Genomic DNA, 12,161 nt, shown 5'->3' with positions numbered 1-12,161 from the left:
TCCTTCTTTCGCGCGTCGGAAGAACCGCGGCGGGGATCCGTAGAGGGAGGGTAGGTTCGAAATGGCCCGTAAAATCAATAAGAAGTCAGGTGCGAAACGTAAGACGCCGTTATCGGAGATCAAAGGAATACGCAAAGTATTCCTCTTCATCTTCCTCATTTCCGGCGTGGTGAATGTGCTCGCGCTGACGGGCTCGTTCTACATGCTGCAGATTTACGACCGCGCGCTCACGAGCCACAGCGTTCCGACGCTGTTGGCGCTGTCGGCGCTCGCCATCGGTCTTTATCTGACACAGGGTCTTCTCGACGTCAGCCGCTCCCAGATCCTGGTCCGGCTCGGCGCCCGCCTCGATCACATGCTCGCTCCGCTGGCCCATCGGGTCACGATCGACATGCCCCGGTTCGGATTTTCCACGCCCGAGGCCGCCGAGCGCGGACGCGACGTCGACACCATTCGTCAGTTTCTCGGCGGACAGGGTCCGCTGGCGCTTTTCGATCTTCCATGGATGCCGCTCTATCTGGCGTTCGTCTACTTCCTGCACCCGTGGCTCGGTATCATGACGTTCGCGGGCGCGCTCATTCTGACCACGCTCACGATCCTGACCGAAATTCTAACGCAGAAGCACAGCTCGTCGCTCCAGCAGGCCGCATTGTCGCGCAGTGCGCTCATCGACATGCACGCCCGCAACGCCGAAGTCATTCGCGCCATGGGCTTTTCCGGACGCGCCATCGCGCGCTTCGCCAAGGCCAATTCCGAGCACCTCGACCTGCAGACGCGGACCACCGATATCACCGGCACCCTGAGCGGAATCTCGAAGGTGCTGCGCATGGTGCTGCAATCCGCCGTGCTCGGCCTCGGCGCATATCTAACCATCATGGGCGACCTCACGGCCGGATCGATCATCGCCGCCTCCGTTGCAGCCGCCCGCGCATTGGCACCCGTCGACATGGCCATCAGCCAGTGGAAGAACGTGGTCGCGGCGCGCAAGAGCTACGCGCGCCTGTCGGAGACGTTGACGGCCATCGAGGATACTCCCCATTCCGTCCAGCTGCCGCGTCCCCAGCGCAGCCTCAAGGTGGAGCGCATCACGGTCGCAGCTCCCTCGAATGGAACGGTCGTGCTGAGTGACGCCGCGTTCGAGCTGCGCGCGGGACAGGCGGCGGGCATCATCGGCCCGAGCGGCGGCGGCAAGTCGACGCTCGCCAGGGGCCTAACCGGCGTCTGGCCCCTGCTGCGTGGCAACGTCCGGCTCGATGAAGCCGATCTCACTCAGTGGGCCCCCGACGATCTCGGCCAGTACATCGGCTATCTGCCGCAAGAGGTGGCGCTGCTCGATGCGACGGTGAGCGAGAACATCTGCCGGCTGGAGCCCAACGCGGACGGAGCCAAGATCCTGGCCGCGGCCAAGGCCGCGGGCGTTCACGAGCTGATCGTGCGTCTGCCCCAGGGCTATGAAACTCCCCTCGGCCCGAACGGCACCGCGCTTTCGGCAGGCCAACGCCAACGCGTGGCACTCGCCCGAGCCCTCTACAACGATCCCTTCCTGGTCATTTTGGACGAGCCGAACTCCAATCTCGACGCCGAAGGCGAAGCGGCTCTGACCCAGGCCATTTTTGGTGTCAGGGCGCGCAACGGTATCGTGGTCGTGGTCGCGCATAGACCGAGCGCCCTTGCCGCCGTCGACATGCTCGGCGTGGTGCAGAACGGGCGCCTGGCGGCATTTGGACCCCGGGATGAGATCCTCCAGCAGCAGACCGCCGCCGCCTCGAAGAACGTCATCGCGCATCCGGCACCGCGTCCCGCCGCATAGGAAAGAGTTGGAGGCCTCCCATGACGATGCCTGCCGATCCGAATGCCTTCAATGAAGATGGAACGCCCCGCCGTCGATACGAGATCGATGAGTCCGGGAGCGGTAGCAAGCCGATCCTGAGCTCGAGCATTGCCGTGGTGCTCTTCAACGCGCTGGTGCTCGTCAAGACGCTCCTGTTCGGCGAAGAGCCGCAGAAAGTCGCCGGCCCCGCGGCACCGAAGGGCCATGACGCCACCTCCGTACCGCCGGAGCCGGAAACGGTCGCCACCCTGGAGGACACCAACACCCTCAACGAGGTGACAGACGCCGAGGAAATAGAGCCGTTGCAACGGAAAGGCAGCTCCACCCTCATTCAATCCGAGCCGAACAACTTCGAGCCTGAAGACGTCGCACTCAACCGGCGCTCGTCCGGCCTGCCGCCCGCCGGCAACGACAACGAGGCCCTCTATGGCGCGCAACCGGGCTCGAACATCAGCATCTTCATACCCGATGACGCGATCGCGGGCAGTGCACCGGCAAGCGGCGGAGATTTGAGTGGCGATCAAAACGACGACGATACGGGCCAAACAGACGACGAAGATGATGACGACGACACGGATACATCTCCGCGTAACCGCCTTCCCATCATCACGGCGCCCGTCGTTCTGGGGGCCGCATTTGCCAATCAATCCGTAACAATCGCGCTCGCCGATCTCCTGCGGCACGCTTCGGATCCCGATGGAGACGTCCTCAGCGTCCGCGCCATCACACCGTCGTCCGGAAAGATCGTACAGAAGGCGGACGGCAGCTTCGTTTACACGCCACTCTACGGCGACACGTCGAACGTCACATTCACATATCAGATCAGCGACGGCTCCGCCTTCGTAAAGCAGGTCGCCAAGATGGATCTGCTCCCGCCGGTGAACGCGCCCATCATCGGCACCCCGTCGTCCGAGACATTGCTCGGCACGCCTCAAATCGATGTGATCTACGCGCTTGGAGGTGACGATCTCGTCATCGGCCGCGAGTCGGACGACGTCATCTATGGCGGCGACGGAAACGACCGCCTGTTGGGCGGCGACGGCGACGACGTGATCTACGGCGAAGGCGGCGACGACGTGATCTTTGCCGGCGCCGGCAACGACAAGGTCTTTGGCGGGACCGGCAACGATCAGATCTTCGGTGAGGAAGGTGACGACATCCTGCTTGGAGAGGAAGGCGACGACACGATCTCCGGCGGCGACGACAACGACACAATCTCGGGAGGGGACGGAGACGACACGCTTCGCGGCGACGCCGGCAACGACATCCTGATGGGCGACGCCGGCAGCGATGACATCGAAGGCGGAGACGGCAACGATACCGTCTCGGGAGGCGACGGGGACGACGCCCTTCGTGGCGACGCCGGCGACGACACTCTGATGGGCAATGCTGGTTGCGACGACATCGAGGGCGGCGACGGCAACGACGTGATCGTGGGCGGAGAGAATTCCGACAAAGTCGACGCCGGCGCGGGAGACGATACGATCGTCGCAACCCCCTTCGATGCGAACGACGTCTACGACGGCGGCGATGGAAACGACACCTACGACATCTCGGAAACGACGGCCGACGCAGTAATCGACCTGGAAGCCGAGACCGCCTCCAGCGACGAGATCGGATCTGATCGCATCCTGAACTTCGAGCACGCGATAGGCGGCAGGGGCGACGATACCATCATCGCCAACGACCGGCCGAACGAGCTGACCGGCGGCCTCGGCGCGGATCTGTTTGTATTCCGCTCATCGGTCTCCATCGGAGTCGGCCCCGGATATCGCGACCGCATTCTCGATTTCGAGGTCGGCGACCGCATCGACCTCGACGAAATCAGCAGGGAGTTCGCTGACGCCTACGAAGATCTGTTCGAGGATCAGGGCATCAAGAAATTCGTCCTGATACGTGAGCAGGACGACTTCACCAGGCCCGGCCAGATGAAGATTGTCTACGAGCAGCAAGACGATGGCAACACGGTCAGAATCGTTGCCGGAAACACCGATTACGACAGCCAGGCGGAGTTCGAGCTCGAGGTCGTGAGCGGCTACGACCTCACGGACCGCGATTTCCACTGGCACACGTGATCCTTGGCGGACCTGCACAAGGCCTCGCCCCTAGGGAGAAAAGACAATGAGAGGAAATCAAGCCAGCATGGCACCCGGTAGCGGCATCACCGCGTCTGACCCGACGGTCTTTTCGATCCGCAAGCACGTCGTGTTCGCGTCCCTCGTCATGTCCATGCTTGGGTTCGGAGTCGGCGGCTGGGCAGCCACGGCAAGCCTCTCGGGCGCCGTGATCGCGCCGGGAACATTCGTCGTCGAGAGAAACGTCAAGAAGGTGCAGCACAGCTATGGCGGCATCGTTTCGGAAATCTCCGTCAAGAACGGAGACCACGTAAAAATCGGCACGACGCTGATCCGGCTCGATGCGACGCAGATCCGCGCCGAGCTCGGCGTGATCACATCGCAACTGACCGAGCTCGAAGCCCGCCGCGTGCGCCTCAATGCCGAGCGGGACAATCTCGAGTCCATGCCTGAAGTCCGCAGCACGATGAACGACAAGCCGGAATTCAAGACCTCGCTCGCCGGCGAGATTCGACTGTTCGAAGACAGCAAGCGCAGCCGCGAAAGCCAGAAGCAACAACTCGGCCTGCGCATCGACCAGCTCAAGGAGGAGATCGGCGGCCTGTCTGCGCAGCGGGATGCCAAGGGCGGCGAGCTGAAACTGATCCAGCAGGAGCTGGAGCAAGTTTCGTTGTTGCACGGCAAAGGCCTGACGCCGATCTCGCGCGTCTATGCCATGGAGCGGGAGGAAAAGCGTCTGAGCGGAGAGCATGGCGGCTTAGTGGCTCAAATCGCCAGGGCCAACGGCCAGATCAGCGAGATCCAAGTCCAGATTCTGATGATCGACGAGAACGCGCGCGTGCAGGCCCAGCGCGAGTTGCGCTCCATCGAGGCCAAGCTTTCCGAGCTCGTAGAGCGCGAGGTCGCCGCCAACGACAAACTGAGCCGGGTGGAAATCAAGGCACCGCAGTCCGGCATCGTTCACGAGCTTTCCGCTCACACGATCGGCGGCGTTGTCACCGCTGCCGAGCAGATCATGCTCATCGTCCCCGAGGAGGACGATCTGACCATTCAAGCTCAGATCGCGCCGACCGATGTCGATCAGGTTTTGGTTGGACGGGCGGCGAAGCTGCGCCTGTCGGCTTTCAATCAGCAGACGACACCCGAGCTTTCGGGCCATGTCGTCCATGTGTCCGCCGACGTGACGGTCGACCCCAAGACCGGCCACAACTACTACGTGGCGAGGTTGGCCATGGACGAGAAATCGCGCAAAAGCGTGGGAGACCTGAAGCTCGTGCCCGGCATGCCGGTCGAGGTCTTCATGGCCACGGGCGAGCGTACGGCGCTGTCGTACCTCTCCAAGCCATTCACCGATCAAATCCAGCGCGCATTCCGCGAATAGGGGTGGTCGGCGCGTCGCTGGTCCAGCAGCGATCACGCACTTTGGTTTGCAAATGCGCTCTAGTTGATGACGTCGCGATCTTCTTCACCGCCACCGGGTGCATTGTCGCGACCTAGCGTGAACACCTGGGGCTGCCCGCCGCGGCCGGCATAGCGGTACTGATAAGGCCGGCCCCACGGATCGACCAGGCCATCGGCGCGCTTGAGATAAGGTCCGCGCCAGCGTGTTTCGCCCGCAGGCGCCGATACCAGCGCGGCCAACCCGTTCTGCGTCGACGGGAAGCCGCCCATGTCGAGCGCGTAAAGTTCGAGAGCCGTCGCAATGGAACCGATCTGAGCTCTTGCGGTCTCGGTGCGCGCACGCCCCAGATAGCCGAGAACCTGAGGTGCCGCGATGCTGGCCAGCAGTACGATGATACCCATGACGACCAGAACTTCGAGCAGCGTATATCCGGCGTCGGCACGGTCGCGATCCAAGCGACGTTGCCGGCGGGCGTACGGTTCAAGAAGCCGGAGTTTTACGAGCATGGTCGCCTGCGCGAGCAACAAAACTACCTTCCGAAACATACCGGAATTGCGGATCCAATCCAATATTTCCGCGAATTTCAGAAAGTTAAAATGCCGGACCGAAACACCACGTCGTCCAAATGCCGAAGCAGAGGAAGGGGCCGAAGGGCAGCGGCGTGGTGGCTTCGATCTTTCGGCCGGCAAGCACGGCAACTCCAACGGCGACCAGAGCCGAAAGGCATGCCACCAGCAGCACCGTGGTGAGGCCGTCGAGACCGACCCACATCCCGCCGGCGCCATACAGCTTGGCATCGCCGAGCCCGAGACCAGGCCGGCCGCGAACGTGCCGATAGAGGCGCGCAACGACATAGAGGCCGGAAGCCCCGAGCCCGGCGGCAACCAAGTTCCAAGGCAGAGTGTCGACTCCGGTCAACACGGCAACGGCCACGCCGGCAACGAACAGAAGCAAGGTCAGCGGATCGGGAAGCCGGAACGACGAGAGATCGATGGTGGTCAGCACAACGAGAAGCGGCGCGAGAACTGCGGAGGCCAAGCCATGCTGCCACTCCCAGCCGTGAAACGTGGCCGCAACGCCATAGATGACCGCATAAAGAGCGAGCAGCGCCATCGCGATCTGGCATGTCCGGGCCATTGGAGCTTCAATTCTCATAGGGATCGGCTTCGACTCACGTATCAAAGGAGCGGGCACCACTCAATTGGGAGGGGCGCAATGCGCAAGACACTTCTGATCGCGCCGGCGCTGGCAATTCTCGCCGCCCCGCAAGCTGCTCTCTCCGAACCGCGAAGAGAGCGCTATGTCGAGGCACCGGCCTTCCAGACCGAGGCCCGGGGCTGCTACTACCGCCGGGGCCGCGAGTACTGCGGACGCTACTGTTACATCGAGATCAACGGCCGCCGCTATTGCCAGGAGCGGAGTCGCGATGCCGTTCCCCAGGCGAGCTACTACGAGCTGTGGCCAGCGCCTGACGCACGCCGTCTCAAGTAGCGCCGCTAGCAGGGCGGAACGACCGTCTCCCCCACGGGCGGCGCGATCGCATAGGGCGCCTGAAGCCACCTGCGGACCACATAGCCGTCGCCCGACGTAGAGATCTTGACGACGGCCTCGCGCGTGAACCGCGCCCCCGACGGCAGGGACGCAGTCGCAACAATTGTCAAAGCCCGTTGCGTGCTGCGCGCAAGAAACGCCTGCGGAATGCCGTCGGCCGAATGCGACGACGACCACCCGCCAGCACCCGAAAACGCTGAGCGCGCCACGCCGTCCGCCACCATCTCACGCAATCCCGGCGGCGCATGCGCCACGTCGAAACCATCGAGATCAGAATAGACCGTCAGATATGGCCGCACCCGATCGGCTGCCGCCCTCGGAAAACCCGGCACCTGCGCAAGCTCTTCGATGACGTCGAACGGTCGGTTTTTGAACCCGGCGCCAGGGTCCGCCAGGGAGGCGAGTGTAAGGTTCGCCTCCGGCGCGCCGTCACGCGTGAGGGCGTCCGCGTCGCGGTAGTCGAGAAGCCCATCGAGCAGCGCTTGCGAGGCGTCCTGTCCGATGCCTAGGCCATTCAGAAAGGCGAGCAGCAGCGGCTCGTTCTTGCTGTTGATGTTGATTTTCCCCGCCTCGTCGCGCACCGCGATCGTGAGCGTCCCTTTGCCGTCCGGCGCCGCACAGGTGAGCGGCGGCGCGCCCGCCGGAAAGCGCCGTTCAACCTGAGAATTGCCGCGCGCATCCTCGATATCGAGCATCGCCAGAGTAAATCCGGCATCCGCCAGCGCCTCGGCCTCCGCCGAGCTGGCGACTGCCGCCACGAGCCCGATGCGGCCGCGGACGGCATGGGTAAGCGCGGAAGCCGTGGCGATCAGAATGAGCGACACGAGCAACACCGCCAACAGCACGAACCCCCCGTCCTTGCCGGGATCCAGATCGGCAGGCGGGCGCTCGCGCATGGCCTACCTCATCAGCCTGTCGACTTGCTCGCGCCGATCGGGAGGCGTTTGCCGCTGCGGTCGCGTCGAGAGGTTCAGCCGATCCCGGAACTCCGCTGCGATCATGCCCATCTGCCGGTCGTCGGTCACGACGTGGGGCGTAATGGCGATCAGAAGTTCGGTCCGGCTTATCGTATCGGTCTTGTTTTTGAAGAGATTGCCGACGAGCGGAATGTCACCCGCGAGCGGCACCTGCTCACGCGCACGCGTCGCGCGATCCTGCATCAAACCGGCCAGCATCACGCTGCCGCCATTCTGAACCGCAACCGTCGTCTTGATGCGGCGTTGCTGGATGGTCGGGGAATCGATCGACGACGTGGTGGTCGACTTCACGTCGCTGACCTCCTGCTCGATCTCGAGCAGCACGCGACCATCCTCGCTGACCCGCGGGACGATGCTCAGCAACACGCCGGTGTTGCGGAAGGCAATCGAATTCACGATCGGCGCATCGGGCGTCAGCACGCTGACCGCCGACTGCGTTGCAACCGGGACTTCGTCGCCGATCTGAAGCACGGCCTTCTTGTTGTTGAGCACCATGAGTGACGGCGACGAGACGACGTTGACGTCGGTGATGCCCTGCAACGCGTTCAGCACCACGCGCGCGTTGGGCGCGTTCACGAAATACGAGAAACCGGGGAACACCGGCGCAATGGCCCCCAGCGCACTGTCGGTCAGCCGGAACTCGCTGGCCCCTTTCTCGAAGAACCACCGGAGTCCGAACTTGAGATCGTCGTTGAGGGTCACCTCGGCGATGGTCGCCTCGAGCAGGATCTGCGACGGCAGCCGGTCGATCTCGCCGAGCACTTGCCGGATGCGGCGGATTTCGCTGGGGGTGGCCGAGATGATGAGTGAGTTGTTGGATTCGTCCGCCACGATCGAGACGCCGGCCTGCCGGTCGTCCGGAGGCGTCTGGGCCAGCATACCGGACCGCGTTTGCCCTTGGGCTGCAACCGGCACGCCCTCCTGGGCAGCGGCGGGCTCGGCACCGGTCGATCCGGCCGCCGCGTTCGTCCGCGAGGCGTCAGTGGCGAGGCCTGGAGCCGCGAAAGCACCTGGCGTCCCCGCCAGAGAGCGATGCCCCACAGTCGCCGGCTGCGGCGCGCCGAGGTCGCCGGTCAGCGAATCCGGAGTGACGATTTCCGGATCGGAGGTTGTCTCCTGCGCCGCGCCGCCGGACACAGGTTGTGCGCTGTACAGCTTCTGGAGAACCCGTGCCAGCTCCTGAACCGGTCGATACTGAACATGATACACGAAGGCCCGCTTCTCCGTCGCCTGGCTCGCCAGGTCGATGCGTTTGATCCAGGTCTCCGCCTTCTGCAGGTACTGAGCGCGTGAGGTGATGACCAGGATGGCTTTCATGCGGGCATTCGGGATGAAACGCACCATTCCCTTCGTGGGACCGTCCTGATCGTTCGCAAAGATCGTGTCGAGCTCCTGGGCGATGGCCTCGGTATCGGCAGTCTCCACTGGGAAAATCCCAAAAGACATGCCCCGCATCCAATCGACATCGAACGTCGACACCGTCTCGATCATCGAGTCGAGCTCGTTCCGGGATCCGGTGAGGATGAGCAGGTTGCGGGCGGTATCCGCCCGCGAAACGGTGCTTTGCGGAGCGATCGAACGCAGAATTCGTTCCATTTCGTCCGCCGACACGTATTTGAGCGGCACGATCTCGGTTGCGACGCCGACACCGCGCCGGCCGCCTCCGCCACTCATGCGGATCTGCTTGCCGGCGGCAATGGCTTCATCCCTCGGCAGGATCTTGTAGACGCCACCGTCAACGACGATGGCCGCGTCTTGCGTCTCGAGGACGGATTCGAAAACTTCGAGCAGGCCTTCCCGGCTGATCGGGCGCGCAGTCTTCAGGGTCACCGCCCCTTTGACCTTATCGCTGACGATATAATTGACCTGCATGACGTCGCCCAGAACGGCGCGCGCAGCCTCCGTAACGGAGGCGTTCACGAGCTCGAGCGAAACGCCCTCCCCGTTTACCGTACCGACGGCTGAACTCCCCTGCTGTTTGGCCGTACCGGTGAAATTGCCGGTACCGGGGAAAGAGCGGGGAAGGGAAGCTGACGGATCGCCCGGCGCGCCCAGCGGAGCGCTTGCGGACTGCGGCACGGCACCCGTCTCGGTAACCGGCGGCGGAATGGGGGCCGGCAGCGAAAGCTGCTCCATCGGCAACGCACAAGCGGAAACGATGAGACTTGCCAGCGCAGCGACGAGCAGTCCCGGGTTTGCTCCGCTTATACTCCACCAGCGCCGGTTCAACGTTTCCCAACGCCTCCTGATCCGCGGCCCACCAGCCATGACACAGCGCCGCCGATCTGCCTCTGAAGTTTCAAGATTTGAGCAGCTGCGATTCGGCCACTGCTGTCGAGGCGATATGGCGGCTGATGAAACTATACGCACGGATTATCCACACGGGATGGGCCTTCCGGCACCCAATCTATCGGACCTTGGTCGGTACGAGTTGCAGAGCCCGAATGCTAGGCTCGAAAGCGTGAAAACGATTGCGCAGGAGCGCCGATAAATCGGCGTACTTCAAGCCAGGCAAATATTCAGCATGGCGGGGTTGGTTAGCTTGAGGAGCGTGCAATGTTCGTCCGCAAGGATGCTTCCAGGATTCGGCAACGCGAGGCGGAGAATGCCAGACAGAACCGGGCCGAAATCGTAAAGGCGCTGTCGCAGGGTAAGATTTCGAGACGTGACTTGGTGCGTTGGGGGCTGATGTCGCTCACCGGAGCCCTCGTCTTGAAAAACGGGCTTCACCCTCTGGCGCGCAGTTCGTACGCAGCAGTGCCGACGGGAACTCCCCGAAGCCCCCTGTTTGGAGCCAAGAAATTCACTCAGCCCTTGCGGCGCCTTGAGGTGCAAACGCCGATCCCGCTCGTGAACGAGAATTGGGAAGCGAGCTTCCCGCTTGACCTCGATCAGCCGAACGCAAAACGCCTGTCCTGGCATACCGACTTCAGCGCCAGCAGCAATCCCGATCCGAAGCTCGTGAACAAGCTCACGGGACGTGGCCCGATCGAGGGACGCCCTCCCGGAGACTTCTTCGCCCATCAACGCTGGAGAGAATTCTTTCCGCAGGTCGGATACCTCATGTCGATGGCGGAGGTGAGGGACAATACCGCCTTCCATCCGAAATTCCCGGCTCAGAGGCCGGACAAGGTCTGGACCTTCGGCCAAGGTCCCAAGGCCCGCGGTTCGGGAACGCCGCCCCTGATCAAAGCGCGCTACGGCGAGCCGCTGCTGGCCCGCATCTACAACAATCTGCCGAAGGACAGGGAAGACAACGGCGGGTTCGGACGCAACGAGATCTCGACCCATTTCCATAACGCTCACAACGGCGCGGAAAGCGACGGAGCGTGCAATGCATTCCACTTCCCAGGAACGTTCTACGACTACCGTTGGAGCACGACGCTAGCGCGGCGTGACCGCATCAACACGCAGGCGACTGAACCGCGCGCTTCCGGTCCCGACGGCAACGGCGGCCTCACGTTCGTGGCCGGCGACTTCCGTGAGCTTCAGGGAACGATGTGGTTCCACGACCACCGCTTCTTCTTCACGGCCGAGAATGTCTACAAAGGCAACCTCGGCATGATCAACTACTACAGCGGGCCCGATCGCGGTAACGAGCGGCTCGTCGACACGCACAACGTCAATCACAGGCTTCCGAGCGGATACGCCCTCGATTGGGGCAATGTGGATTTCGACGTCAACCTCGTTTTCCATGATGCGTCCTTTGACAAGGACGGTCAGCTCTTCTTCGACATCTTCGATATGTTGGGCCACCTCGGCGACCTGATGATGGTCAACTTCGCCTATGCGCCGTACATGGAGGTGCTACCCCGTAAGTATCGCTTCCGCTTGCTCAATGGCGGCATGTCGCGTTTCATCAAGCTGGCGATTGTCACGGCGGACAAGAAAGAGGTGCCATTCACATTCATCGCCAACGACGGCAACCTCCTCGTCAATCCGATCCCCTCGGATCTCTTGAAGGACGAGCTTCCCATTCAGGGGCCGGCCGAGCGCTACGACATCGTCGTCGATTTCAGCAAGTTCAAGGTCGGAGATCGGCTGACGCTTCTCAACCTCTTGATGCACAAGACCGGAGAGAAGGCTGACGATACGGTGTCCGTATCCAAGGCTCTCAAGGGAGAGGACAAGGACCCGGCTGTCGGTGGGATCATGGAATTCCGGATCGTGAGTTCGGTCGAAAGTGTCGATGCGCCGGGCCTCACGCTCCGCGCCAGCGATGCGGACGATAGTCGGATTCCATTGACGCTGACCGAGCAGATTCCGATCGTCGCCCCCGTTCGGAAGCGCACGATCGAGTTCAAGAAAGATGAGCTCAATCAGGC

The 12,161-nt window shown here is 62.8% G+C and carries 8 protein-coding genes and 1 pseudogene; 5 read left to right on the top strand and 4 right to left on the bottom strand.

The window, feature by feature from the left end; genetic code table 11:
- Positions 1-61 precede the first annotated feature (61 nt).
- From QZV93_RS08710 to QZV93_RS08700, 3 genes are all read left to right on the top strand, one after another.
- A complete protein-coding gene (locus QZV93_RS08710) occupies positions 62-1,810 on the top strand; it encodes a type I secretion system permease/ATPase (RefSeq protein ID WP_295557661.1) in 1,749 nt (582 codons plus the stop codon).
- A 20-nt stretch (positions 1,811-1,830) separates the two neighbouring features.
- The gene (locus QZV93_RS08705; RefSeq protein ID WP_295557659.1) at positions 1,831-3,906 is read left to right on the top strand and encodes a cadherin-like domain-containing protein; all 2,076 of its coding nucleotides are present in this window, start codon (positions 1,831-1,833) and stop codon (positions 3,904-3,906) included.
- A gap of 67 nt (positions 3,907-3,973) precedes the next feature.
- Positions 3,974-5,287, top strand: a complete 1,314-nt coding sequence (locus QZV93_RS08700; protein ID WP_295557657.1) for an HlyD family type I secretion periplasmic adaptor subunit — start codon at positions 3,974-3,976, stop codon at positions 5,285-5,287.
- Between the two features lie 59 nt (positions 5,288-5,346).
- Here QZV93_RS08700 and gspG read toward each other — a convergent pair whose 3' ends face one another.
- Positions 5,347-5,763 carry a type II secretion system major pseudopilin GspG gene (gene gspG / locus QZV93_RS08695; RefSeq protein ID WP_295557656.1) on the bottom strand — a complete coding sequence of 139 codons (417 nt, stop codon included), beginning with the start codon at positions 5,761-5,763 and terminating at the stop codon, positions 5,347-5,349.
- 136 nt (positions 5,764-5,899) lie between these two features.
- The gene (locus QZV93_RS08690) at positions 5,900-6,445 is read right to left on the bottom strand and encodes an A24 family peptidase (protein ID WP_295557654.1); all 546 of its coding nucleotides are present in this window, start codon (positions 6,443-6,445) and stop codon (positions 5,900-5,902) included.
- A 78-nt stretch (positions 6,446-6,523) separates the two neighbouring features.
- Between QZV93_RS08690 and QZV93_RS08685 the strand changes: the two genes are divergently transcribed.
- A complete protein-coding gene (locus QZV93_RS08685) occupies positions 6,524-6,799 on the top strand; it encodes a hypothetical protein (RefSeq protein WP_295557652.1) in 276 nt (91 codons plus the stop codon).
- Positions 6,800-6,804: 5 nt separating this feature from the next.
- Here QZV93_RS08685 and QZV93_RS08680 read toward each other — a convergent pair whose 3' ends face one another.
- Positions 6,805-7,755 carry a type II secretion system protein GspK gene (locus QZV93_RS08680; protein ID WP_295557650.1) on the bottom strand — a complete coding sequence of 317 codons (951 nt, stop codon included), beginning with the start codon at positions 7,753-7,755 and terminating at the stop codon, positions 6,805-6,807.
- A 3-nt stretch (positions 7,756-7,758) separates the two neighbouring features.
- Positions 7,759-10,065, bottom strand: a complete 2,307-nt coding sequence (gene gspD, locus QZV93_RS08675) for a type II secretion system secretin GspD (RefSeq protein WP_295557649.1) — start codon at positions 10,063-10,065, stop codon at positions 7,759-7,761.
- A gap of 600 nt (positions 10,066-10,665) precedes the next feature.
- Between gspD and QZV93_RS08670 the strand changes: the two are divergent.
- A pseudogene (locus tag QZV93_RS08670) lies at positions 10,666-12,161 on the top strand (copper oxidase); the annotation flags it as partial.

The sequence above is a fragment of the uncultured Hyphomicrobium sp. genome (assembly GCF_902826555.1).
In the GTDB taxonomy this organism is placed as follows: Bacteria; Pseudomonadota; Alphaproteobacteria; order Rhizobiales; family Hyphomicrobiaceae; genus Hyphomicrobium_C.
Note: the sequence above shows the minus strand (reverse complement) of the source record. Positions and strands in the feature narration are given on the sequence as shown.